Origin of the sequence: Devosia faecipullorum (genome assembly GCF_015158295.1) — a bacterium.
Lineage (GTDB): Bacteria > Pseudomonadota > Alphaproteobacteria > Rhizobiales > Devosiaceae > Devosia > Devosia faecipullorum.
In genome coordinates, this window is sequence record NZ_JACDXV010000001.1 from 845,158 (window position 1) to 869,002 (window position 23,845).

Genomic DNA, 23,845 nt, shown 5'->3' on the forward strand with positions numbered 1-23,845 from the left:
TCATGCCGAACAGAACGCCACATGTGCTTTACATCGACGACGATCCGGGCCTGACCCGGCTGGTGGAAAAGGCCATGCAGCGGCGCGGCTATCTCTTCAGCCAGGCGGATAGTGCCGAAGCCGGGCTGGAAATCATGCGGCGGGAGGGCATCGATGTGGTCGCGCTCGACCACAACCTGCCCACCGGCACGGGTCTGGACCTGCTCAAGGGCATGGAAAATCTGGAAGACAGGCCCGCCGTGGTCTATGTCACCGGTTCCGCCGAAATGTCGATTGCGGTTGCCGCGCTCAAGGCCGGCGCGACCGATTTCGTCCCCAAATCAGGCACCGAGGAGTTCATGGAACTGCTCGGTGCCGCCATCGACCATGCCATCGCCCATGTTCGCCTCAACCGGGCCAAGGCGGCGGCGGAGCGCGAGATGCAGGAGGCCCGCGAGCGCGCCGAAATGCTGCTTGGGGAAGTCAATCACCGCGTCGCCAATTCCCTCGCCATGGTCGCCGCCCTGGTCGGCCTGCAAGCCAATGCCGTGGAAGACCAGGAAGCCAAGCGCGCCCTCAGCGAAACCCAGGCGCGTATTCAGGCAATCGCCGGCGTGCACCGCCACCTCTACACATCCGACGACACCCGCTGGGTGCAGATCGCCGACTATCTCAACGGCCTCGTCGGCGAACTCGAAACCTCCATGCAGTCGGAGGACCGCACCGCGTCCATCATGGTCAGGGTGGAGAGCTTTCCCCTGCCCACCGACAAGGTGGCGTCGCTCGGCGTTATCGTCACCGAACTGGTCACCAATGCGCTCAAATATGCCTATGTTGATCGTGACCCTGGGGAGGTCCGGATATTCCTGAACCGGGAGGGCGATCAGGTCCGACTGGTGGTGGAAGACGATGGTGTCGGCTGGAGGGGTATCGGCAAGCCGCAGGGCACGGGCCTGGGCAGCCGCATCGTCAAGGCCATGGCCCATAGTCTCGATGCCGAGATCGCCTATGGCGATGGGCCGGGCACCAGGGTGTTGTTCACCTTCGCCGCCTGAACCTGCCACCAACGAAAAACGGCCGGGAAAGTCCCGGCCGTCAGATCATCAGGCTCCGGCGCGGGCGATCCTGCGCCGCTCGTCACGGAACTCGACCGGGTCGAACGCCCTGTCGCCCTTGGCATCGCGAACCCGCGTCGGCAGGCCGATCCTGCCCAGCAGGTCGATGAACGGCACTGGCGGCAATTCCTCGACATTGGCCATGTGGTGGCAATCCCAATCGCCTTTGGCGATCAGCATGGCCGCGGCGATGGCAGGCACACCTGCGGTGTAGGAAATCGCCTGGCTATTGGTTTCGGCAAAGGCCGCCTCGTGGTCGGAAATGTTGTAGACCAGCAATTCAGTCTCGACCCCGTCGCGGACGCCCTTCACCAGGTCGCCGATAAAGGTGTTGCCGGTATAATCCGGCGCCAGCGACATCGGATCGGGCAGGACGGCCTTGACCACTTTGAGCGGCACCACTTCCAGCCCCTCGGCGGTCAGAACCGGCTTCTCGGACAGCAGCCCGAGATTGTTCAGCACCGTGAAGACATTGATATAGTGCTCGCCAAAGCCCATCCAGAAGCGGATGTCCGGCACGTCCAGATTGGCCGAGAGCGAGTGCACCTCGTCATGGCCGGTCAGATAGGTGGTATGCGTCCCCACGACCGGCAGATCGTCGGTGCGCTTGACCTCGAACATCTTGTTGGCGCGCCACTGGCTTTCCTGCCAGCTCCACACCGTTCCGGTAAATTCGCGGAAATTGATCTCGGGGTCGAAATTGGTCGCAAAATAGCGGCCATGGCTGCCGGCATTGACATCGATGATGTCAATGGAATCAATCCGGTCGAAATAGGCATTGGCGGCCAGCGCCGCATAGGCATTGACCACGCCCGGATCGAAGCCCGCGCCAAGCACGGCAGTCACGCCCTTGCGCTCGCATTCCTCGCGATGCTTCCATTCGTAATTGCCATACCAGGGCGGCGTTTCGCATACCTTGGTGGGGTCTTCATGGATGGCCGTGTCGATATAGGCGACGCCCATGTCGATACAGGCGCGCAACACGCTCATATTGAGGAAGGCCGAACCGGCATTGAGGACGATCTGGCACTTGGTCTGACGGATCAGGGCCTTGGTGGCCTCGATATCCATGGCGTCGAGTTGATGGGCGGCCAGGATGCCCGGGCGCTTCAGCGCCTTTTTGTCGAGTATCGAGCCAATGATGGCCTCGCATTTCGACAGCGTGCGGGAGGCAATGTGAATGTCTCCGAGCACATCATTGTGCATTGCTGCCTTAAACGCAGCGACTTGCGCGACACCTCCGGCGCCGATGATCAGCAGATTCTTTTTCAATTGGCACGAAACACCTTTTCAAGGGGTAACGGGATCAGCCTGTCCTAGGACAGACTGGCGACATAGTCGGCATACACGAATTCTTTCACAAGATCGATTGTGCCGTTTTTCCTGGCTATGGCTATAGCGGGCATTGCCACACCATTGAACCAGTTTTTCTTCACCATCGTATATCCGCCGGCATTGAGCAGCGAGATCCGGCTGCCGATTTCCAGCTTTTCGGGGAAATCGAACGCGCCGAACACGTCGCCAGCCAGACAGGATTTACCAGCGATTTCATAATGATACGCCCCCTCGCTGGGTGCGACAGCCGCCGATTCCCGGTAAACGAGCAAATCCAGCATATGGGCCTCGACGGCACTGTCGACAATGGCGATGGGTTTGCCGTTTTCCACAATGTCCAGCACCGACACTTCGAGCGTGGTCGTATCGGTCACGATCGTGTCACCGGGTTCGAGATAGACCTGAACCTCGAATTTTTTGGCAAAAGCTTTTAGCCGCGCCGCCAGCGCGTCGATGTCATAGCCCGGCTTGGTAAAGTGAATACCCCCGCCCAGGCTCACCCAGTCGAGGCGCGCCAGCAAATCGCCGATCCGGCTCTCGATCTGGTCGAGCAGGGCGGAAAACGCCGCCACGGAATCATTTTCGCAATTGCAGTGCAGCATGAAGCCGGAAACCCGGTCCATCACCTTCTCGACTTTGGCGCGGTCACTTTCGCCCAGCCGGCTGAACGGTCGCGCCGGGTCGGCCAAGTCGAAATGCGAATGGCTGACGCCGGGATTGACCCTCAGGCCCATGGGCAGGTGGCGGGCCTTGTCGCCAAACCGCTCCAACTGGCTCACCGAGTTGAAAATGATCTTGTCGGCATTGGCGATGGCTTCATCGATTTCGCCATCCGACCACGCCACCGAATAGGCATGGGTTTCGCCGCCGAACTTTTCCCGGCCCAGCTTCAATTCGTTGAGCGAGGAAGACGTGGTGCCGTCCATATGCGGCGCGATCTGCGCGAAAGTGGACCAGGTGGCAAAGCATTTGAGCGCCAGAAGGCACTTGGCGCCGGAAGCGGCACGCAAAAGGTCGACACGTTCGAGGTTTCGCGCCAGCGCATTTTCGTCGATCAGATAATAGGGGGTAGCCAGGGGCATCGCGCCGCAACTCCAGGGAGGGTCTCCAGAAAAGTGCCGCTTTCGCGGCCTGGAAACTCGACCAACAAAAAGGGCCGCAAAGGCCCCAGCGTGAGCCCGCCGGTTGAAGACGGCGGAAAGCAAGGCCATCGTTTAGCGACGATGGATGGGAGAAGTCAACGCCAGTTGACCTATAAGCCGGGTTCTGTAGGGCCGCTTGCGCGACGTGGTGACCATTCATCTATGGCGGCCATTGCTGGACGCGCTCGTGCAACCAACCCGGATGATCTGGCCTCGAAACAGGCTGGGCCGAAGCCCGCGTCATCCCTATTTGGTCTTGCTCCCGGTGGGGTTTACCGTGCGGCCTCTGTTGCCAGACGCCCGGTGCGCTCTTACCGCACCCTTTCACCCTTACTCCGGCGGACCGGAGCGGTTTGCTTTCTGTGGCACTTTCCCTGGGGTCGCCCCCGGCGGCTGTTAGCCGTCACCGTGTTTCGATGGAGCCCGGACTTTCCTCCAGCATGGAGTTACCTCCATGCCAGCGGCCACCCGGTCAACTGGCCGCGCTTATGTGCGCGAGCCGATTGCCGCCGTCAAGTGAGCAGCGGCTGCGGCTTGGGCCGGATGATCGCCTGATAGGCCAGATTGATGGCGGACATCTTGGCCGTCGCCATGTCGATCAGATCTTCCGGCACGCCCCTGGCGATCAACCGGTCGGGATGGTGCTCGGCCACCAGCAGGCGATAGACCCGTCGCACTTCCTCGGGCGGCGCATCGTGGGCAAGGCCGAGAACCTTATAGGGATCGACACCCGCTTCCAACACCACATGCTGGGAGGCTATCTGTTCGAACCTTGCCTCATCGAAGCCGAAAATCGCGCTGACCTCGCGCAGATAATCCAGTTCCGCTTCGTGCACGAGGCCATCGGCAGTGGCGATGAAAAACAGCCCGTCGAGCACGTGTTCAAGCGTCTCGGGGGTATCGGCGAAGAACCGCGCCACTTTGCGGGCATAGGCGTCGTAGCCGGCCACGTCCTGCTTGGCGAGGTTGAAGAGCTTTTCCACCTGCGGCGCATTGCCCTCGGCAATGTCGACACTGGCATTGAAAGCCCGCACTTCCGAGGCGGTCACCGCGCCGTCGGCAACCGCCATTTTGGCCGATAGCGCGATCAGCGCCAGCGTGAAGGCAGCCTCCCTTCCACCCGGAAGCCAGGTGTCGGGATCAAGAATATTGGCAATGCGTCCTGCAAGCCCGGTGCGGGCGGAAAACGAGCCGAGAAAGCGCGACAAATTCTGCCACACATCCCGGTTTTCTTCTGCCTTGCGCACGCAGCACAACATTTCGGACCTCTTCCAAATCAGCGAAAGACTAGCGCCTGCCGCCAGTCGGGTCCATGCCCCGACAAACATGGCCAACCTGCTCTATTGGCCGAATTGATAGTAATAGTAATCGTCATCATAGGCCGGAGGCAGTCGCCGATTGCCGCCATTGCCCGGCCCCTGGTCAAGCCAGAAGCCGCCCGGCTCATAATCGTTCGGCGCTGGAGCCGCCCTTTGCCCGCCGCGATTGGCCAGGAAATCGGACAATGGCCCGGTTTCCCAATCATCCAGATCCTGCGCGGTAGTGACCGGGCCCGCATCCTCGATGATCAGCGGCGGGTTAGCCGGCGCAATTGGCACGACCGGCGTTGCGGGAGCCGCCGCCACGCGCGGACGCTCCGAAACCGGGGTCGGGAATCCCGTCACCGCGCGCGGCATGGCGATCACGGGCCGCGTCGGCTGCGCTTCTGGCTGCGGCGCGGCATCGGCCTTCGGGACCGGGTTGGGAGCCGGTGCAGGCTCCGGAAGGGGTTGCGTCACTGACGGACGGGGCTGGGCATTGCCCGATGCAGGGGGCGTCGAACCACTGCCATTGCTGATATAGCTGGGAAGGGGTCGGCCCGATTGAAGATAGGAGTCGACCGCATCCCCCGCAGTCGCCGCCATATCTGCCGTCCGCGCCGGTTTAGCCTTGTCCGCAGGCTGCGCGGGCGGCACCGGACGAGGCTCAGGCCGTTCGACGGTCGGGGTCGGCAATGTGACAGCGCTTTCTGGCGCTTCCTGCACGATGGCGACCTGCGGCTCAGGCGCCGATGCGAACTGGCGGGCGATCAGATCGGCAACGGGAACCGCGACAATCAGCGCGGCCCCGGCCCAGGCCAGTCCATTCACGATGCGGCGGCGATCTATCAGCATAGGCTTTTTCCGAGGGCTCATGCCCAGAGGGGGAACATGCCCTTGTTCATGGCCAGAATATGGAAGGGCGGGAATCTCATCATCCCGCCCTATGCCTGAACCGGCGATGAACCAGCCCACCGGAGGCTGATCTAGGCTCGCCGCCCGAGCAGTCGCGCCAGCGCCAGCACCAGATTGGAGCGGTTGAGCGTATAGAAATGGAACTCCGTCACGCCCTCATCCAGCAATTCGGTGACCTGTTCGGCCGCGACGGCGGCGGCAACCAGCGCATGGGTTTCGGGATCGTCTTCCAGCCCTTCGAACCGCTCCGCCAGCCAATCCGGGATCGAGGCGCCGCACCGGGCGGCAAAACCGGAGATCTGCTTGAAGGAATGGATCGGCTGAATGCCGGGCACGATCGGCGCCGTCACCCCCGCCTTGCGGGCACGCTCGAGGTAACGCAGGTAATCGCCATTGGAGAAAAACATCTGCGTGATGGCGCGATCGGCCCCCGCATCAAGCTTGCGCTTCAAATTGTCGATATCGGCGTCCCAATCCGCGCTTTGCGGATGCTTTTCGGGATAGGCGGCCACCGAAATATCGAAATCCCCAATGCGCCTTATGCCCGCCACCAGATCGGCGGCATTCTGATAGCCATCGGGATGCGGCGTGAATTTCTGCCCCACGCCTTCTGGCGGATCGCCCCGCAGCGCCACGATGCTGCCGACGCCCGCCGCCTGGTAGAGGCGCACCACGTCATCGACCTCGGCCTTGGTCGCGCCAACGCAGGTCAGGTGGGCAGCAGCCGGAACGCCGGTATCGGCCTTGATGCGGCTGACCATGCGCAGGGTGCGCTCGCGCGTCGATCCGCCCGCGCCATAGGTCACCGAGACAAAGCGGGGATGGAGCGGAGCGAGCTTGTGAATGCTGTCCCAGAACCGCTCTTCCATCACATCCGTCTTGGGCGGAAAGAATTCGAAGGACAATTGCAGGTCCGGGCGCTGGTCGGCCGTCTGGCGGCTGGCGCGGAGATTGTCGTCAAGCATATCGTCTAGTCCGTTCTATAGCGGTCGCCGAGATGCCAGAGGCATACCGTCAGGCCGCGATCCTTCGTGTCACTGGGAAAGGCGCGCATGGACAGGACATCGAGCCCCGCCGATGACGCCCAGCCATTCATCTGTTCCGGCGACAGGCCGAGCCGGCGATGGGCATGCTCGCTGCGCAAAAATTCGAGATCGTGAGGCGCGAAATCAACGATGAGGATTTCCCCGCCCGGTTTCAGCAAAAGGCGCGCCTGCGCCAGCATGCGGCCCGGATCGTCGAAATAATGCAGAACCTGATGGATGACGATGACGTCAGCCGGACCGATCGCCGGATCGAGTGCGGCAATGTCGCCCAGCCGCACCTGCGCATGCGTCACGCCAGCGGCGGCAAGTCGCGAACGGGCCACGGCCAGCATTTCCCGGCTGGAATCGATCCCGATGCCATGCCGATAGGCCGGAGCCAGAACCTCCAGGATGCGCCCCGTGCCGGTTCCCAGATCGATCAGCAGATCGACGCTGCGCCCGCCCAATTGCGCCAGAACGGCCGCCTCCACCGCCCCCTCGGGCACATGCAGGGTCTTGAGCAAATCCCAGCTTTCCGCAACCTTGGCAAAATAATCCGCCGCCAAAGCCTGCTGCGCTTGCCGAATCTCGACCTGCCGCGCCCGGTCGCGCACGCGCTCGGCATCGTGCTGGTCGACACGCGCCGTCAGCCAGCGGGCGAGATCGGCCCCCTGCCCGGCCGGCGCCAGTCGATAATAGGCCCAGGCGCCCTCGGCGTGGCGCTCCACCAGCCCGGCATCCGCCAGCAATTTCAGGTGTCGGGACACGCGCGGCTGGCTCTGATCGAGGATTTCCGTGAGATCCTTGACCGAGTGGTCGCCGTCGGCGAGAAGCGCGAGCAGACGAAGCCGCGTGCTTTCGCCCGCGGCTTTCAACACTCCGACGAATTTGTTCAAGCTGCCCATGACGCCCTCGGATATAAAGATGTCTTTATATCCAGAATGGAGTTGAGGTCCAGCCCGTTTTTGGGTGATCGAATGCCTTCAGGCGCTCTGTCGATCTTCGGTCACGGCGCGCTTGCGGAAAGAGTGCGCGCGCCACAATTCAAAGATGTTGCGGGCATCGTCACCATCCAGCGCTTCGAACCGCGATAGCACCATGCGCTTGTCGGCTTCGCTCGGCAGGTCACGCCAGGGTAAAGTGGCGACGATGGCCTCGAATAGCGACGGGCTGAGCCGGGCCGCGCGCAGGGCGACAGTGACCGCAACATAATCCTGGCTGGCCAGCCATTTCACCACCACTTCGGGAGAAACGCTGAGGATCACTCCCATGGCCGCCGCCGCATGGTGCCCATAGCCGAAGCGGGCAAAACGGGCCAGCGCACGATCATCGAGTTGCTTGCGGTCGGCCAGGCCCTTGACCTGATTATAGGCGACCTTCCACTCCTGCGCATTGAAGCCGGCGCGGTTGCGGATGCGATTGTAGACGACGGTATTGACCTTGCCGGCAGCAACCGGGTCGAAGCGGCGCTCCACCTCGCCCAGCGATTCCAGCACCTTGCCGGCAACCTCATCGATCTCGCCGCGCAGTGACTTCCAGTCGATATCGGTGCGGCCGCGCAGGTCGGCGGCGATTTCGGCATCCCGGGTGGCGCGTTCCACCAGCTTTTCCAGCGTCGCGCGGTCGAGTTCGGCGCGATTATTGCGCACCAGTCGCACCACCGAGGCGGTTTCGCCATGCTCGACAATCGCTTCGCCCACGCGCTCATTGAGCCCGGCACGACCGGCAATGGCCAGGCGATGGCCTTCCGATTGCTTGGCGATGATGTCGATGAGATCGTCGTCGCTGAGCACGCTGGAAAATTCCAGCAGCGGCCGGGCGACTTCGATGTCGTCATTGGCCAGCTTCAGCACCACCGTGCCCGGAACCCGCTCCAGCGGGGCCAGCAGCTTGGCGACGTGAGCCCGCGCTTCGACCTCAACCAGTTCGGCGAGCTGACACAGCACCTCGTCATATTGGGCGACCTGTTCGTCGTCGCAGCGATCGGAGACGAAACTGAACAATTGCGCCATATTCCGAAACAATTGCTCGCGTTCGGACTGGTTGTCCTCGCCATTGAGCACACGGAAATTGGCGAATGCCCGGTGGCCTTCATCCAGTTCGGTCATCGCATCGCTCATCATCGTTCTCCCGGCTTCTGCCGTATATTCCTCCGCCACAATGATGCCGACCTGCTTGCGCGCCCTGAAGGCGGAAGCAGCGATTTTATTCAAATTGTATCTTTCTCTGTTCCGAAGCCCGTCAATGGCCAGCACAGCTCCGGAAAACGCAAAAGGCCCCGGATCGCTCCGGGGCCTCTCTTCTGGTCAATGGCGCGATCAGCGCAGGTCGAAACGGTCCGCGTTCATCACCTTGGTCCAGGCGGTGACGAAGTCGCGCGTGAACCGGGCCGGCGAATCGGCCTGCGCATAGACCTCGGCAAAAGCGCGCAATTGCGAATGCGAGCCGAAGATCAGATCGACTCGGCTGCCGGTCCATTTGATCTCGCCACTCTGGCGGTCGAGACCTTCGTAAATACCCTCTTCCCCATCCTTGGGCCGCCAGACCAGATCCATGGTCAAAAGATTGGTGAAGAAGTCATTGCTCAGCACTTCGGGGCGCTCGGTGAAGACGCCATGCGCGCTGACGCCGATATCGAGCACACGCAGTCCGCCCAGCAGCACCGTCAGTTGGGGGCCGGTCAGGCCGAGCAATTGCGCGCGGTCCACCATCGCCTCTTCGGGCCGCATGAACTGGCGGCCGCTGAGATAATTGCGGAACGCATCGGTGCGCGGCTCCAATGCAGCGAAGGATTCCACATCGGTCTGTTCGGCCGATGCGTCCATGCGGCCGGGCGTGAACGGCACATTCACCGCCTGCCCGCCGTCCCGCGCCGCCTTTTCAATGCCGGCGCCACCGGCCAGCACGATAAGGTCGGCCAGCGAGATCTTCTTCCCGCCGACCGAAGCGGCGTTGAACTCCGCCTGGATGGCTTCGAGCGTTGCCAGCACCTTGGCCAATTGATCGGGCTTGTTGACGGCCCAGTCCTTTTGCGGCGCCAGCCGGATGCGCGCGCCATTGGCGCCGCCGCGCTTGTCCGACTTGCGGAACGTCGATGCGGAAGCCCAGGCGGTGCCGACCAGTTCGGACACCGAAAGACCAGAGGCCAGAACCTTGGCCTTGAGCGCCTCCACATCCGCGTCATCCACCAGCACGTGATCGACCGGGGGAATGACGTCCTGCCAGATCAGGTCTTCCGCTGGGACTTCCGCGCCGAGATAGCGAGCCTTGGGGCCCATGTCGCGGTGCGTCAGCTTGAACCAGGCGCGCGCGAACGCATCCGCGAACAGATCCGGATTTTCCATGAAGCGGCGTGCGATTTTCTCGTAGACCGGATCGACTCGCAGGGCGATATCGGAGGTGAGCATGCGCGGCAGGTGCTTCTTGTCAGGATCGAACGCATCGGGAATGGTCGCACCGGCACCCTTGGCGCGCCATTGCTTGGCGCCCGCCGGGCTCTGCTCCAGCTCCCATTCATAACCGAACAGGTTCCAGAAGAAATTGGTGCTCCACTTGGTCGGCGTGCTGGTCCAGGTGACTTCGAGACCCGAGCCGGTCGTGTCGGGGCCGATGCCGGTGTTGAAACCGTTCTTCCAGCCAAGGCCCTGATTTTCCAGCGCCGCGGCTTCCGGCGCGGCGGCAATCAGCGACGGATCGCCGGCACCATGCGTCTTGCCGAATGTGTGGCCGCCTGCGATCAGCGCCACGGTCTCTTCATCGTCCATCGCCATGCGACGGAAGGTTTCGCGAATGTCGCGCGCCGAGGCCAGCGGGTCCGGATTGCCGTTCGGGCCTTCCGGATTGACGTAGATCAGGCCCATCTGCACGGCGGCCAGCGGATCGTCCAGCTCGCGCTCGCCGCTATAGCGGCTATCGCCCAGCCAGGTGCCTTCCGGCCCCCAATACAGCTCTTCCGGCTCCCACACATCCGCGCGGCCGCCGGCAAAGCCGAAGGTTTTGAACCCCATCGATTCCAGCGCCACATTGCCGGTGAGGATCATCAGGTCGGCCCAGGAAATGGCATTGCCATATTTCTGTTTGATCGGCCAAATCAGGCGGCGGGCCTTGTCGAGATTGACGTTGTCGGGCCAGGAATTGAGCGGCGCGAAACGCTGCTGCCCCATGCCGGCGCCGCCACGGCCATCGGTGATGCGATAAGTGCCGGCGCTGTGCCAGGCCATGCGGATGAACAGGCCGCCATAATGGCCGAAATCGGCCGGCCACCAATCCTGGGATTCGGTCATCAGCGCCTTCAGGTCCGCCTTGATGGCGGCCAGGTCGAGCTTGCTGAAGGCTTCGGCATAATCGAAGTCCGGTCCGAGCGGGTCAGACAGGTTGGAATTGGTGTGCAGCACCTGCACGTCAAGTACCTCCGGCCACCAGTCGCGGTTCGTCGGACGGCTGCCGCCACCATGAGGGAACGGACATTTGGCGGCTTCAGGCTTCACATTTGGATCGGTCATTTGAGGGCCCCTTTGGAATAGTTTGCACCCCTTATATGGGGATGGCATCCATTAGGCAAATCGATTAAACTTGGCATATCGATAGGAAAAAATTATTGTGCAGATATCCCTCAAGCAGATGCGTTATGCCGTGGCATTGGCCAAGGCCGGCCATTTCGGCAAGGCAGCAGAAATCTGCGCCATCTCGCAGCCGGCGCTGTCACAACAGATCCTGATGCTCGAAGCCCATTGCGGCGCAGCCCTGTTCGACCGGCTCAAAAGCGGCGTGCGTCTCACCCCGTTCGGGCGGGATTTCCTCGATCTGGCGCATGAAGCCATCCGCAGTGCCGATGCGCTGGAAGGCTTTGTCCTCAGTCATGGCGGCAAGCCCAAGCATCCGCTGCGCTTCGGCCTCATCCCCACCGTCGCGCCCTATCTGCTGCCGACGATTTTTCCGGCGCTGACGCGCAAGCTGCCCGAACTGAACTTCACCATCAGTGAAAACCGCACCGAGGCGCTGTTGTCCGGCCTGCATGAAGGCAGTCTCGACATCGCGCTGATCGCCACCGACCTGCCCAGCAGCGGGCCGAAATTGGTCAGCGCGCCGCTTTTCGACGATCCATTCGTGCTGGCTACGGCCAGCCATGAACGCAGCGCTGAACCCCTGTCCCTGGCCAATCTCTCGCCGGACCGCATCCTGCTTCTGGATGAAGGCCATTGCTTCCGCGACCAGACCATCTCGGCCTGCCGGCTCGACCCGGAGCGCAACGCCCGCACATTCGCCGCGACTTCGCTGTCCACCATCGTGGAATTCGTCGCCAATGGGCAGGGCGTGACGCTGCTGCCTCAGATCGCCTTGCAGAAGGAAGCCAGGGATCCGCGCATTGCCGTCCACCGGCTGAACGAGCCAGGCGCCGGGCGGCAATTGCGGCTGGTCTGGCGCGAAGCAACGCCATTCGGCGCGACCTTCGCCCAGATCGCGGCGATCATCCGCGACGCAGGGAAGTCAGGCCAGCCGCGCGCGCCGCTGGCGGAAACTGTCATAGCTGAACACGACCAATGACACCCAGATCAGCACGAAACTGAGCAGGCGCAGCCCGTTTAACTGTTCGCCGAACAACAGGATGGCCAGCAGGAACTGGATGGACGGCGCCAGATATTGGAACATGCCGATCGTGGTGAGCCGCAAGCGCCTAACGCCATAGGTGAAGAGCAGCAGCGGCACCGCCGTTGCCGGCCCCGTCAGGACCAGCAGCAGCAGCAAGGTGGGATCGGCATGCACGCCGGGGCCATTGGTAGCGAGGTCGAAGATCACATAGCTCATGGCAAAAGGCGCAACCACCAGGGTTTCGGCAAACAGTCCCGTCGCCGGACCCGCCTCGGCGGTCTTGCGGATGTAGCCGTAGAAACCGAAAGTGAATGCCAGGCCCAGTGCGATATAGGGCACATTGCCCAGGCCCACCGACTGGATCACGATGGCAATCGCGGCAATCCCGATGGCGATGGTTTGCAGCCGGTTCTGTCGCTCGCCGAGAAAGATCATGCCGATGGCGACATTGACCAGCGGATTGATGAAATAGCCGAAACTGGCTTCAAGCACCTGCCCGCTCTCAACGGCCCAGACATAGAGCAGCCAATTGGCCACCAGCAGAATGGCCGACAGCCCGATGATGCGCATCTTGCGCCAATCGCGCAGCAGATTGCGCACATCGGCCATGCCGCGTGTCGCCACGATGATCCCCACCAGCAGCAGCAATGACCAGAGCGTCCGCTCCGCCACGATCAGCACTGAACCCGCCTGCTCCAGCAGGCGGAACAGAATGGGCAGGAACCCCCAGAGCAGATAGGCCGACAAGGCCGCCGCGACGCCCTTGCTGGTTTCGCTGCTGCCAGCATTGGAGAGAGAGGCGGCCGGTGCGGCGACCTCTGGCGACTGCTCTGGAAGGGTCATGAATCAACTCCGCGCCACGCGGGCGCTCAGTCGATTTATCAGTCCCGCGCTGCTGCGACAAATCAGTCTTTGTGATCGCCATCCCTTGCAAAGCTTATGAGCCCCGCCAACCTTTTCCCCTAGTCGGACGTTTGGCTCAAAGGCCGCGACCCGCCTGTCGCGCTCGAACCCGTCCCAACGTGAGGAGCAGCAGATGAAAAAGACCGTAACCTGGATCCTTCTTGCCGATGGCACTCAGGCGCGCGTGCTGGAACATGCCGGCCCCGGAAAGGGGCTGGCCAGTATCAAGGGACTGGAATGGTCCATCCCGCCGCTGCAATCGAAAGAAATCGACACTGATCGTTCAGGCCGCGGCCCCACGGGCGGCGCGATGGAACCGCGCACCGACCCGGCCCAACACCGCGAAGCCGAATTCATCCGCGCCATTGCCGGCGCCCTCGACGAACAGGCCAAGGCCGGCACGTTCAACCGCCTGGTCATCGCCGCCGCCCCCATAGCCCTGGGCAATCTGCGCAAGGCGCTGTCCGAGCATGTGAAGAAAACCGTAGTGGCCGAACTCGACAAGGATCTGACCAATCTACCGACGCCGCAATTGACCCGGCATCTCGACGGCATCATCGCCGTCTAAGGTGGGGCCTAAGACCCGATTTCAGCACCTGCTGAATATCGCATTCCTTCGTCATTGCCCGGCTCGTCCGGGCAATCCACCTCTCGACGGAAATCTATTCACGATCAATGGATTAACAAGACACACTGAATCACTAAGACAATCACCTGAATCAGCCTCTGAGCGATCTGAATCACTTCATGATCGGCGCCGCGACCGATGTCCGAAAACGCGCCTAGTCCTCTGAATCCTCGTCGCTTTCATCGCCATCGAAAGCATCGAGGAATTGCAGCAGCAGGGAGTTGACCAGATCGGGACGCTCGATGCTCGGAATATGGGCCGCGCCCTCCAGCAGCATCGCGAAGGCATTGGGCATGGTCTCGGACAGCGTCTCGTGCCGATCGATGATGGCGGAAAAATCCTCGCTGCCGACGATCAACAGCGCCGGCGCATTAACCGCATCGAGGCGGCCCCAGGCATCGGGACGGTCTTCTTCCTGGGTGAGGTTCGGCTTGGCCAGCGCCAGCCCGTTCATGTCGAGAAACAGCGCCCGCGCCGTGCCGCCGACCCGACCGCTCTGGCTGCGCGGACCGTCCAGCCATTCGTGCGCCTGCACCTTGTTGATGAGCTCGAGATCGCCCCGTTCCCAGGCGTCTTCTTCGGCCATTTCGATGGCGCTCTCTTCAGCCGTGGCGCTCCACGGCGCCCCGGTGACCGAGGTGCCGACAAGCACCAGCCCCAGCACCCGACCGGGATGGCGCAATGCGAAATCCAGCGCCAGCCCACCGCCCAGCGAACTGCCCACGAACAGCGCCGCGTGAATGTCGAGCGCATCGAGAACAGCTTCGAGATCGTCGAGATGGCTAAACGCCTCGTCCGGACTTTGGCTTTCGCCATAGCCGCGCCGGTCATAGGCAATAGCGTGCCAACCGGCATCGGCGACAACCTGCATCTGGCTCAGCCACATGCGCTTGTCGCACACCCCGGCATGGAGAAACACGACCGGCAGGCCTTCGCCCTGTTCAATCGCGGCCAATACCGCATTGCCGATTTCAATCGAGAATGGCTCGGCGGGCTCCGCTGCGTCAGGGCTCACTGCAACAAAGCCGCGCAGAACTTGATATTGGCCTTTTCGCCCAGCCAGCAGCCGGGCTCATCCTCGATGGGCAGGAACGAGCCCAAATCCTGAGGATAGCGCTGGCCTTCAATGCCGAGATAACCGATCCCCGCGCCATCGGCGACATGAGCGAAGACAAAATTCTGTCCATCTGGGAGGGTGAAGGTGATGCCGCCGCCATCGACGGTCACATCGCAATCGAATGTGTCATAGCCGGTGAGCGAGCATTGTCCCGGTGCGGCATTGGCCGGAACGGCGAAGGCAAGGCCAGCCAGCAGCATCGCCCCCGTCACGAAAATCTTCATCCATTCCCCCAGACGACAAACCCTATCGGCCATTCTCGCCGTTTTGCACAGCTTATCGCAGAAAGTCCAGCGGACCCAATGGCTTTTCGCAAGGGCTTGGCCGTTTGGTAAAACGGGCGCAACTCTCCGTTGCGCCCCTTTCCCATCAGTTCCGAACCACCAGATCGGGCGCTTCTTCGCCCTCCGCCTTTGCCAAAGGCGCGGCTGGTGCTGGGCGCAAGGCTGGCGCGGTCACCGGCGGCTGGGCCGGCGGCGGGGGTGGCGCCAGTTTCGACGCCTCGCCGGGACGTTGCGCGGGCGGCGGCGGCGGAGCCGCCTTGACCGGAGCGACAGGCGCACCGGCGGCGCAGGGCGCGCCCGCCGCGCAGGGGGCGCCTGCAGCGGCGCTCGTCGTCTGCCCATAGACGGGGCGCGGTGGCACCGGCTTGCTCAGATGATCCGCGGCAATGGCGGCAGTGGTGACGGCCAGCGCCGCACCGAAAAGCAGAGTATTGCGGCCACTCATTTCTTGAACCCATCCAGACCGAAAACGGGGCGCAGCCAGACGCCACCGATGGAACCGACAAAGGCGGCGGCGAACCACAGCCAGCCATGCACGCTGCCGGTGGCGATGCCGGAGAACAGTGCCCCGATATTGCAGCCAAAGGAGAGACGCGCGCCATAGCCCATCAACAGGCCACCGATGATGGCGGCGAGCAGCGAGCCGAGCGGCAGCTTGGCCTTGGGCGCGAACTTCCCGGCAATGGCGGCAGCGGCGGCAGCGCCGAGCACGAGGCCGAAATCCATCACCGAAACGCTGTCCGCCAGCACGCTGGAATTGAGCGCCTGCGCCTGTGCCGGCCAGGTCCAGAATTCCCAACTCGCCACATCCACGCCGACGGCCTGGGCGATTTTCGCGCCCCAGAGGCCAAATCCATAGGTGATCGACCAGGGATGGCCGGCCAGCAGCAGCGTGGCGATATTGAGCAGCGCCAAAACCAATCCGGCGCCGATCAGCGGCCAGGGACCATAGAGCACCCAGCTCCAGCCCTGCCGCGCCGGGGCGGGTTCGGGCTCGATATTGCCATGCACGCGCTTTTCGATCAGCGCGGTGATCAGGGCGACGATGGCAAGCCCGGCAATGGTGGCGGCCAGGGCTAAGCCGACGCCCAGTTCCGCGCCGAGGCTGATCGCCGGCAGCGCCGGCTGTTCCAGCCAGAACGGCAGATGCGCCGTGCCGATAACGGCCCCGATGATGAAGAAAGCCAGCGTTACCAGCATGCGCGCCGAGCCACCGCCGACGGTGAACAGCGTGCCCGAGCCGCAGCCGCCGCCCAATTGCATGCCCAGCCCGAAAATGGCTGCGCCGAGCAGCACCGAGACCCCGACCGGAGCCATGGCCCCGACCATGGGCTGGCCACCGATATTGCCCGCCACCACAAGTGGCAGCATGGCCAGCGCGGCAACGCCGATGGTCAGCATCTGCGCCCGCATGCCGCGACCGCGCTTTTCCACCACCATGCGCTTCCAGCCGCCGGTAAATCCGAACGAGCCGTGATAGAGCGCCACGCCCAACCCGCCGCCGATCAGAAACAGCGTGCCCTGCCGCAGATCGACCTGCCAGGTGATGAAAAGAAAGCCCGCCACAAGGAAAGCGGCGGCAACGAGGAGAGGCGCGCGGTCCACTGCCACCGGGAGCAGGAATTTGGGCGCTGACGCTGAAATATCGCTCATGTTTCTCGAAAGTGAAGTGTTCAAAAAGAGTCTGGATGCTGCGACCTGCGGACGCAACATCCAGGATATGTCCGCTGTATTTTCGTCACCACCCGGCCTATCCGGGTGGTCCATCCTGAGTGACGCCGAAGCGCGTCATCGCGTCTTACTGGATCGGGCGAGCCGGATCGGCAGCCCATTCGGCCATCGAGCCGTCATACATGGCGGTGTTCTTGTTGCCGCCCACTTCGCTCAGCCCGAACCAGGCAATGGACGCCCAATGGCCGGTATTGCAGAAGACGATATTCTTCTCATCGGCAGCCAGCCCGGCGCCCGCTGCCAGAGCAGCGACGGTTTCGGGCAGCGCGAAGCTGGCATAATCGGCGCTGTAGAAGCTCGAATGCGGAATATTGCGCGCACCCGGAATGGTGCCTTCAATGCGCACGACTGGGCTCTTGCCCTGGCCAAGGAATTGCGCTTCCGGCCGGCCGTCGATCAGCGCCGTGCCGTCGGCCAGTGCGGCCTCGACATCCGGGGTGGTGGCGCGCAATTCGGGACGCACATTGATCGGGAACGTGGTGGCCACCGGCACGAAGGCTTCGGCGACGCGCTCGCCGCCGGCCGCGTCATATTGGCGCCAGCCGCCGTCCAGGATCGAGACCGCGTCATGGCCAAGATATTTGAACGTCCAGTAGACGCGGGTCGCGCCGCCGAATTCCGAGGAATCGGTGCCCCAGGGAATGATCACCACATGATCGTCGCCATCGATGCCGAGGTCGCCGATCAGCTTGGCGATTTCGGCATCGCCCGGAATCTGCGCCGGAACGCCCTGCACTTCCGTGCGCCAGCCATAGGAGCCATAAGGCGCGACGGGCGCACCGGCGACATAGGGCAGCTCGCCCAGATCGGTGTCGGCAACATTGTCGCGAATATCGAGCAAGACGACATTATCGTCGCCGGCATGGGTCTTGACCCATTCGGCCGTCACCAGCGGCGTCACATCCTGCGCCTGAACGAATACGGGGGCCGCAACGACGAAAGCGGCGGCGGCGACGAACGATGCGATACGCATGGCGAACACTCCAGAATTAGAAATTCATGCTTTTTCTACACTGGATTGATCGGGTTTTCGTGGATGCTTGCTCCAAAATGCGCAGGGGTCGGAGCAAAATAGGCTCATTCTGCGACCCAAAAAGAAAGAGCGGACCCATGGCCCGCTCTCCTCATGGCTACCGTGTCAGCGGCTTGTAGGTCGCCCGCCTGGGATTGACCGCATCGGCCCCCAGGCGCCGCACCTTGTCGGCCTCATAGTCCTGGAAATTACCTTCGAACCATTCGACATGGCTGTCGCCTTCAAAGGCCAGCATATGGGTGGCCAGACGGTCGAGGAACATGCGGTCGTGGCTGATGATCACAGCGCAACCGGCGAATTCCTCCAGCGCCTCTTCAAGCGCGGCGAGGGTTTCGGTGTCGAGGTCGTTGGTCGGTTCGTCGAGCAGCAGCACATTGGCGCCGCTCTTGAGCATCTTGGCCAGGTGCACGCGATTGCGCTGTCCGCCCGAGAGATTGCCCACCTTCTGCTGCTGATCGCCGCCCTTGAAGTTGAAGGCCGAGGTATAGGCGCGCGAATTCATTTCACGCTTGCCCAGCATCAGCACTTCGTCACCCTCCGAGATTTCCTCCCAGACGGTCTTGTTGGGGTCGAGCGCGTCGCGGCTCTGGTCCACATAGCCCAGATGCACGTTCTCGGCGACGGTGACACTGCCGCTATCGGGCTGTTCCTGACCGGTCAGCATCTTGAACAGGGTGGTCTTGCCCGCCCCGTTCGGCCCGATAATGCCGACAATGCCGCCCGGGGGCAGCTTGAAGCTGAGATTGTCGATCAGCAGGCGATCGCCAAACGACTTGGAAAGCCCTTCGACGTCGATGACATTGTGGCCGAGGCGTTCGCCGGGCGGAATGATGATCTGGGCGGTGTGCGACTGGGTGCGGGCCTCGTTGAGCTTGACCAGTTCGTCATAGGCCTTGATACGCGCCTTCGACTTGGCCTGCCGCGCCTGCGGCGACTGGCCCATCCATTCCTTTTCGCGCTCCAGCACCTTGGCGCGGGCCGCGTCCTCGCTCTTTTCCTGGGCGAAACGCTTGGCCTTGGCATCGAGATAGGCCGAGTAATTGCCCTCATAGGGCACGCCGCGGCCACGGTCGAGTTCGAGAATCCAGCCGGTGACATTGTCGAGGAAATAGCGGTCGTGGGTGATGATCAGCACTGCGCCCTCGAATTCGCGCAGGTGCCGTTCGAGCCATGCCGTGGTTTCGGCGTCGAGATGGTTGGTCGGTTCGTCCAGCAGCAGCAGGTCGGGCTTGGACAGCAGCAGCGCACACAGCGCCACACGGCGCTTCTCGCCGCCCGAAAGATTGGTGACATCGGCATCGCCCGGCGGGCAGCCCAGAGCCTCCATGGCCACTTCCACCTGGGATTCGAGATCCCACAGATTCTGCGCATCGATGATGTCCTGGAGCTTGGTCGCCTCGTCGGCGGTCTCGTCGGAATAATTCATCATCAATTCGTTGTAGCGATCGACGACGTCCTTCTTTTCCTTGACGCCCATCATGACGTTGCCGAGCACGTTGAGCGCCGGGTCGAGCTGGGGCTCCTGGGCGAGATAACCGACGCGGGCGCCATCGGCGACCCAGGCTTCGCCGGTGAATTCGGTGTCGATGCCGGCCATGATCTTGAGCAGCGTCGATTTACCCGAGCCATTGGGGCCGAGCACGCCGATCTTGGCGTCGGGATAGAAGGAGAGGTTGATGTTATCCAGCACCTTCTTGCCGCCGGCATAGGCCTTGGACATTCCGTGCATGTGATAGATGAACTGGCGCGCCATGGCGTCGAAACCTTTTGAAAATTGGGCGTGATTTGGCGCTTATGTAGGCTAACCGGCAGGAAGGGGCAACGGGGCGCGGCGTTTCGCCGATCCGGTCTCCAACCTGATGGCCGCGCGCTCAGCGCCTGGCGAAGCGCGGCATGGTAAAGTCACCGGAACCCACGACACGATTGCGCCCGCCGTTCTTGGCGGCATAGAGGCGACGATCGGCCTCCTCCATCATGGCGCGGCCGCCCGTTTCCACCGAATCCACCATGCCGATACTGGCAGTGACCATGAGGCCCTGCCCCAGATCGCCCCAGAATGTCGTGCCGATCGCTGCGCGCAAGGCGTCGAAAACCGGCCATGCCGCCGCCGCAGTGAAATCGGGCAGCAGCAGCGCGAATTCCTCGCCGCCGAGCCGGAAGGCCTGCATCTCCTCGCTCCAGCCAAGCAGCAAATGCCCGGTGCGCGTCAGCACGGCATCGCCCACCATGTGGGAATAGCGGTCATTGACCAGTTTGAAATGGTCCAGATCGAGAATGGCGAGCGAGAACACCTGCCCCTGCAAAGCATTGAACCTTGCATCGAATGCCCTTCGATTGGGCAGGCCGGTCAGGGCATCTTCATGAGCTTCGGTTTCGAGCCGCGAGACCTGGGCGCGCCATTGCCGGTTCTGCAATTGCATTTCGGCGATCTGGGCCCGGCGGCGGGTCAGATCGCCCATCTGCCGGACGAAAATCTCATGATAGGCGCGATAATGCTCGAGCGCCGACTGGAAGTCGCCCAGCCTTGCCTCGACCTCCGACAGGCGGCGCAGCGTATTGGCCTTGTTGTCGAGCTGGGAGCTGTTGGCGGCCAGCCGCGCCGCTTGATGGCATACCTGCAAAGCCTCTTCGGGCTGACCATTGCGCAGGAGAAATTCGCCGCGCGTATAGAGATAATGGACCTCTTCGCGCGGGCCGGTCCGGCCATCCAGATCGGCGCATTCGTCCAGATAGGCTTCCGCGAGGCCCAACTCGCCCATGACGGTATAGGTTTCCGCGCCATTGCACAGGGCAATGCGCAAATTCCACAAATCGCCATAGCCGCGCGCCACTTCAATGGCCCGGTCATTCGCCATGGCGCTGCGCTCCCACAGCCTCCGGCCCAATTCGACGTCGCCCTCATTCTCGGCCGCCTCGGCCTGGCTGGCCAGGGAATAGCCGATATTGATGAGGTTGAGGGCAATGGTGCACGCATCGCCGGCCCTGTCCGCCAGTTCCAGCGCTTCTTCCAAAATGGGCGTCGCCAGTTCGTCCTGCCGGCAGACGAGCAAGGTCATGCCCTTGCAACTCATGACAAAGGAGCGCAGGGACAGGTCATCGGTGCGCTCGGCAGCATCCAGCGCCAGCTTGGCTTCCTCGAAGGCCAGGTCGCTGAGCCCCAGTTCCAGCATGATCCAGGAATGGACGGCACTGGACAGCGCCAGTCCCCAATCGACCTCGAGCTGTTCGTAGATGCTGCGCGCCTCGACGACGCAGTCGATGCCTTCCTCGGCATAGCCCAATTGCAGGCAGAACCAGGCATTGCAGGTCAAGGCAAAGGCGATGGCCTTCTGGTCGCCAACGCGCCGCGCCTCGATCAGCAAAATCTGCGCCTCGACCAGCGCCTCGGGCGAACGGCCGGTCCGGCCCATCTCCCAGCACAAATCTAGACGTGACTTCAGTTCATTGCTCATGGCACTCGCCAAAAGGTATCAACCGGCAAGCGTGACGCCTTCACGTAAACAAAGCCGAAATGAAAACCGAAAATTCTCGATCAAGCAGGGCTTATGGTCACCGGCACCGATTTGAAGGCCGGCGTCTTGCTGCGTGCATCCACCTCTGTGCCCACCAGAACATTGGCCTCTGGATAATAGGCGAGCACCGAGCCCGCAGGCAGGTCGAACAGTGTCGCCACCCCTTCCATCCGCCCCGCATCGGAGCTGACGACAACCCGCTGCCCTTCCACCAGGCCGTGCGCCGCCATGTCTGCCGCACCGAGGAAAAAGGCCTGACGCCCCGCCTTGCCGCGATAGGAATCGGTTTCCTCATAGATGATGGAATTGAACTGCCCTTCGCTGCGCACCGAGGCCAGCATCAGCCGGTCTTCGTGTCTCTCGGGGATGGGCGTCACCACAAAATGCCCCTTGCCGTCCATCGTGCCGAATTCGGGCACATGCAGAACCCGGTTGCGAATGTGGAATTCGCGCTTGGCGACGTCGATATCGGCCAGTTCCTCCATGCCCGGCACGATGGCGGCGATGGCGTCGCGAATGCGCGCATGGCCGGAAAAGGCGGTAAAATCGATGGGCGAATGCGGCAGGATACGCTTGCCCAATTGCCCCAGGATCCAGCTTTCGGGGCGCACACTGCCGATGCGCTCGATGCCGCCATCGGAGAGGCGCACAAAATTGAACATGGATTCCTGCGTCGTCGGCTCCCATTCCTCGTCGCGGGCGGTGACCGGCAGGATCATCACCTCGCCATCGCCCAGCCCATGGACATGCCCCTGATTGAGCGTGGTGGTCAGGAACAGTTTGAACCCGATGGCTTCCATGGCGCGGGTGGAAAAAGCCGTGTCGGGCGTCGCCGCCCAGAGATTGCCGCCCATGATCACAGCGGCGTCGATTGCTCCGGCCTCCGCCCGCTTGAGGCAGGCCATGGTATCGAGCCCCTGCTCCTCGGGAAAACGCACTCCGAACGTCTCTTCCATTCTCGTCAGCACGTCGCGCGCCAGAACCGGCTTCACCCCGATCGTGCCGATGCCCTGCACATTGGAATGGCCGCGCAGCGGCAACAGCCCGGCAAAAGGCTTGCCGATCATGCCGCGCAGCAGCGCCAGATTGGCGATGGCTTCGACATTGGCGGTGCCGTGGATATGGTGCGTCATCCCCATGCCCCAGGCGAAAACCGCATTTTCGGCCCGGCCATAGGCGGCGGCGACACGGGCGATCTCATCGCGGGAAAGACCGCAGGCCCGTGTGATCTCATCCCAGTCCAGCGCATCCAGATCGGCCCGAAAGGCCTCGTAATCGGCGCCATGGGCGGCGATGAAGGCGCGATCCTCCCTGCCCTGCTCCACCACCGCCTTAGCTAGCCCCTTGAACAGCGCGATGTCCGAGCCGATGCGCGGTTGCAGATAGTCCGAGGCAATTTCGCTGCCGCCCTTGAGCATGGATGATGCCGATTTGGGCACCGCGAATTTCACCAGTCCCGGCTCCTTGGCCGGATTGATGACGATGACCTGCCCGCCCCGCTCGCGGCATTTTTTCAGCATGTGGATGAAGCGGGGATGATTGGAGGACGGATTGGCACCGATGACGAAAATCAGGTCCGTGCCGGTCAGGTCTTCCAGCTCGACCGTCGCCGTGCCCTTGCCGATCGTCGTGGCCAGCCCTTCGCTGGTCGCCTGATGGCAATAATAGGAGCAATTGTTGACATTGTTGGTGCCATAGGCCCGCGCCAACAATTGAAAGAGAAAGCCCGCCTCGTTGGAGGAACGGCCCGAGGAATAGAAAAAGCTCCGTCTCGGATCGGTTTCCGCCAGCCGGTGCGCCGCATGTTCAAGCGCACTCTCCCAATCGATGGGCGTGAAGTGCGAGGCCCCGGCACGCCGGAACAGCGGCGTGCCCAGCCGTCCGAGATGCTCCATCTCCCTGCCGGTCAATTCGGCCAGGTCGTCGATGGAATGCTCGAAGATCGGGTGCGGAATGGGCGGCTGGATATCGGTCGATTGCGCCTGCACGCTCTTGTTGCAGACCGATGGAAACTCGTCGAGTTCATTGGTCATGCCGCCGCGCTGCCCGCCCATGCCATAGGCGCAGGCTTTGCAGGTATTCTTGGCGGTCAGCGCTTTGGCGGCCTTGCCCACGCCCATCTTGCCGATTGTCGCCAGCGTATAGAGCACCTTTTTGGGGCCACCCCCGACAATTTGACTGGTATTGGGCATGCAATTCTCCTTGCCCGCATTGTGGGATGCAAGGCGGCGGGGCACAA

Annotated in this window: 20 protein-coding genes and 1 other RNA gene; 3 read left to right on the top strand and 18 right to left on the bottom strand. The window is 62.5% G+C overall.

Annotated elements, in window-relative coordinates; translation table 11 throughout:
* The first annotated feature begins 2 nt into the window (after positions 1–2).
* Complete coding sequence (locus tag H0482_RS04200; protein ID WP_193728742.1) at positions 3–1,034, top strand: histidine kinase dimerization/phosphoacceptor domain -containing protein; 1,032 nt, start codon at positions 3–5, stop codon at positions 1,032–1,034.
* Positions 1,035–1,082: 48 nt separating this feature from the next.
* Here H0482_RS04200 and H0482_RS04205 read toward each other — a convergent pair whose 3' ends face one another.
* The 9 genes from H0482_RS04205 to katG form a co-directional block, all read right to left on the bottom strand.
* Positions 1,083–2,366 carry a saccharopine dehydrogenase family protein gene (locus tag H0482_RS04205; RefSeq protein ID WP_193728743.1) on the bottom strand — a complete coding sequence of 428 codons (1,284 nt, stop codon included), beginning with the start codon at positions 2,364–2,366 and terminating at the stop codon, positions 1,083–1,085.
* 44 nt (positions 2,367–2,410) lie between these two features.
* Positions 2,411–3,511, bottom strand: a complete 1,101-nt coding sequence (locus H0482_RS04210) for a carboxynorspermidine decarboxylase (protein WP_193728744.1) — start codon at positions 3,509–3,511, stop codon at positions 2,411–2,413.
* Between the two features lie 157 nt (positions 3,512–3,668).
* An RNA gene (gene rnpB / locus H0482_RS04215) (RNase P RNA component class A) lies at positions 3,669–4,051 on the bottom strand.
* A 32-nt stretch (positions 4,052–4,083) separates the two neighbouring features.
* Positions 4,084–4,830, bottom strand: a complete 747-nt coding sequence (locus tag H0482_RS04220) for a J domain-containing protein (RefSeq protein WP_193728745.1) — start codon at positions 4,828–4,830, stop codon at positions 4,084–4,086.
* A gap of 81 nt (positions 4,831–4,911) precedes the next feature.
* Positions 4,912–5,724, bottom strand: coding sequence for a hypothetical protein (locus H0482_RS04225; protein ID WP_193728746.1), 813 nt, complete (start codon positions 5,722–5,724; stop codon positions 4,912–4,914).
* Positions 5,725–5,855: 131 nt separating this feature from the next.
* Positions 5,856–6,749 (bottom strand): methylenetetrahydrofolate reductase [NAD(P)H], encoded by an 894-nt coding sequence (metF, locus tag H0482_RS04230; RefSeq protein WP_193728747.1) that lies wholly within the window; start codon positions 6,747–6,749, stop codon positions 5,856–5,858.
* 5 nt (positions 6,750–6,754) lie between these two features.
* Positions 6,755–7,714 (bottom strand): ArsR/SmtB family transcription factor, encoded by a 960-nt coding sequence (locus H0482_RS04235; RefSeq protein ID WP_193728748.1) that lies wholly within the window; start codon positions 7,712–7,714, stop codon positions 6,755–6,757.
* A 78-nt stretch (positions 7,715–7,792) separates the two neighbouring features.
* Positions 7,793–9,022 carry a DUF2336 domain-containing protein gene (locus H0482_RS04240; RefSeq protein WP_193728749.1) on the bottom strand — a complete coding sequence of 410 codons (1,230 nt, stop codon included), beginning with the start codon at positions 9,020–9,022 and terminating at the stop codon, positions 7,793–7,795.
* A gap of 105 nt (positions 9,023–9,127) precedes the next feature.
* Positions 9,128–11,311, bottom strand: coding sequence for a catalase/peroxidase HPI (gene katG, locus H0482_RS04245; RefSeq protein ID WP_193728750.1), 2,184 nt, complete (start codon positions 11,309–11,311; stop codon positions 9,128–9,130).
* Positions 11,312–11,408: 97 nt separating this feature from the next.
* On the opposite strand from katG, the gene H0482_RS04250 reads away from it, so the two are divergent.
* Complete coding sequence (locus tag H0482_RS04250) at positions 11,409–12,353, top strand: hydrogen peroxide-inducible genes activator (protein WP_193728751.1); 945 nt, start codon at positions 11,409–11,411, stop codon at positions 12,351–12,353.
* Here H0482_RS04250 and rarD read toward each other — a convergent pair.
* A complete protein-coding gene (rarD, locus tag H0482_RS04255; RefSeq protein WP_193728752.1) occupies positions 12,297–13,241 on the bottom strand; it encodes an EamA family transporter RarD in 945 nt (314 codons plus the stop codon). The genes H0482_RS04250 and rarD overlap by 57 nt on opposite strands.
* A gap of 193 nt (positions 13,242–13,434) precedes the next feature.
* Between rarD and H0482_RS04260 the strand changes: the two genes are divergently transcribed.
* Positions 13,435–13,869 (top strand): host attachment protein, encoded by a 435-nt coding sequence (locus H0482_RS04260; RefSeq protein WP_193728753.1) that lies wholly within the window; start codon positions 13,435–13,437, stop codon positions 13,867–13,869.
* Positions 13,870–14,083: 214 nt separating this feature from the next.
* Here the strand turns inward: H0482_RS04260 and H0482_RS04265 are convergent, their stop codons facing one another.
* The 8 genes from H0482_RS04265 to H0482_RS04300 all read right to left on the bottom strand — a co-directional run bounded on the left by H0482_RS04265 (position 14,084) and on the right by H0482_RS04300 (position 23,798).
* On the bottom strand, positions 14,084–14,944 hold the full coding sequence (locus H0482_RS04265; RefSeq protein ID WP_193728754.1) for an alpha/beta fold hydrolase: 861 nt from the start codon (positions 14,942–14,944) through the stop codon (positions 14,084–14,086).
* Complete coding sequence (locus tag H0482_RS04270) at positions 14,941–15,270, bottom strand: hypothetical protein (protein ID WP_193728755.1); 330 nt, start codon at positions 15,268–15,270, stop codon at positions 14,941–14,943. The genes H0482_RS04265 and H0482_RS04270 overlap by 4 nt, the downstream gene beginning before the upstream one ends.
* Before the next feature lie 145 nt (positions 15,271–15,415).
* A complete protein-coding gene (locus tag H0482_RS04275) occupies positions 15,416–15,775 on the bottom strand; it encodes a hypothetical protein (protein ID WP_193728756.1) in 360 nt (119 codons plus the stop codon).
* A complete protein-coding gene (locus tag H0482_RS04280) occupies positions 15,772–16,983 on the bottom strand; it encodes a YeeE/YedE family protein (protein WP_193728757.1) in 1,212 nt (403 codons plus the stop codon). The genes H0482_RS04275 and H0482_RS04280 overlap by 4 nt, the downstream gene beginning before the upstream one ends.
* A gap of 145 nt (positions 16,984–17,128) precedes the next feature.
* On the bottom strand, positions 17,129–18,034 hold the full coding sequence (locus H0482_RS04285; protein ID WP_193728758.1) for a sulfurtransferase: 906 nt from the start codon (positions 18,032–18,034) through the stop codon (positions 17,129–17,131).
* A gap of 157 nt (positions 18,035–18,191) precedes the next feature.
* Entirely contained in the window at positions 18,192–19,847 is a 1,656-nt protein-coding gene (gene ettA, locus H0482_RS04290; protein WP_193728759.1) for an energy-dependent translational throttle protein EttA, read from the bottom strand.
* Between the two features lie 118 nt (positions 19,848–19,965).
* Complete coding sequence (locus H0482_RS04295; protein WP_193728760.1) at positions 19,966–21,546, bottom strand: tetratricopeptide repeat-containing diguanylate cyclase; 1,581 nt, start codon at positions 21,544–21,546, stop codon at positions 19,966–19,968.
* Between the two features lie 80 nt (positions 21,547–21,626).
* Positions 21,627–23,798 carry an FdhF/YdeP family oxidoreductase gene (locus H0482_RS04300; protein ID WP_193728761.1) on the bottom strand — a complete coding sequence of 724 codons (2,172 nt, stop codon included), beginning with the start codon at positions 23,796–23,798 and terminating at the stop codon, positions 21,627–21,629.
* Positions 23,799–23,845 lie beyond the last annotated feature (47 nt).

Excerpts from the sequence above, each read along its gene's own strand:
- H0482_RS04260 (WP_193728753.1), top strand. The coding sequence starts at position 13,435 with ATGAAAAAGACCGTAACCTGGATCCTTCTTGCCGATGGCACTCAGGCG.
- H0482_RS04220 (WP_193728745.1), bottom strand. The coding sequence starts at position 4,830 with ATGTTGTGCTGCGTGCGCAAGGCAGAAGAAAACCGGGATGTGTGGCAG.
- H0482_RS04300 (WP_193728761.1), bottom strand. The coding sequence starts at position 23,798 with ATGCCCAATACCAGTCAAATTGTCGGGGGTGGCCCCAAAAAGGTGCTC.
- H0482_RS04270 (WP_193728755.1), bottom strand. The coding sequence starts at position 15,270 with ATGAAGATTTTCGTGACGGGGGCGATGCTGCTGGCTGGCCTTGCCTTC.
- H0482_RS04210 (WP_193728744.1), bottom strand. The coding sequence starts at position 3,511 with ATGCCCCTGGCTACCCCCTATTATCTGATCGACGAAAATGCGCTGGCG.
- H0482_RS04295 (WP_193728760.1), bottom strand. The coding sequence starts at position 21,546 with ATGAGCAATGAACTGAAGTCACGTCTAGATTTGTGCTGGGAGATGGGC.
- metF (WP_193728747.1), bottom strand. The coding sequence starts at position 6,749 with ATGCTTGACGACAATCTCCGCGCCAGCCGCCAGACGGCCGACCAGCGC.
- H0482_RS04200 (WP_193728742.1), top strand. The coding sequence starts at position 3 with ATGCCGAACAGAACGCCACATGTGCTTTACATCGACGACGATCCGGGC.
- H0482_RS04235 (WP_193728748.1), bottom strand. The coding sequence starts at position 7,714 with ATGGGCAGCTTGAACAAATTCGTCGGAGTGTTGAAAGCCGCGGGCGAA.
- H0482_RS04225 (WP_193728746.1), bottom strand. The coding sequence starts at position 5,724 with ATGCTGATAGATCGCCGCCGCATCGTGAATGGACTGGCCTGGGCCGGG.
- H0482_RS04280 (WP_193728757.1), bottom strand. The coding sequence starts at position 16,983 with ATGAGCGATATTTCAGCGTCAGCGCCCAAATTCCTGCTCCCGGTGGCA.
- katG (WP_193728750.1), bottom strand. The coding sequence starts at position 11,311 with ATGACCGATCCAAATGTGAAGCCTGAAGCCGCCAAATGTCCGTTCCCT.
- ettA (WP_193728759.1), bottom strand. The coding sequence starts at position 19,847 with ATGGCGCGCCAGTTCATCTATCACATGCACGGAATGTCCAAGGCCTAT.
- rarD (WP_193728752.1), bottom strand. The coding sequence starts at position 13,241 with ATGACCCTTCCAGAGCAGTCGCCAGAGGTCGCCGCACCGGCCGCCTCT.
- H0482_RS04275 (WP_193728756.1), bottom strand. The coding sequence starts at position 15,775 with ATGAGTGGCCGCAATACTCTGCTTTTCGGTGCGGCGCTGGCCGTCACC.
- H0482_RS04285 (WP_193728758.1), bottom strand. The coding sequence starts at position 18,034 with ATGCGTATCGCATCGTTCGTCGCCGCCGCCGCTTTCGTCGTTGCGGCC.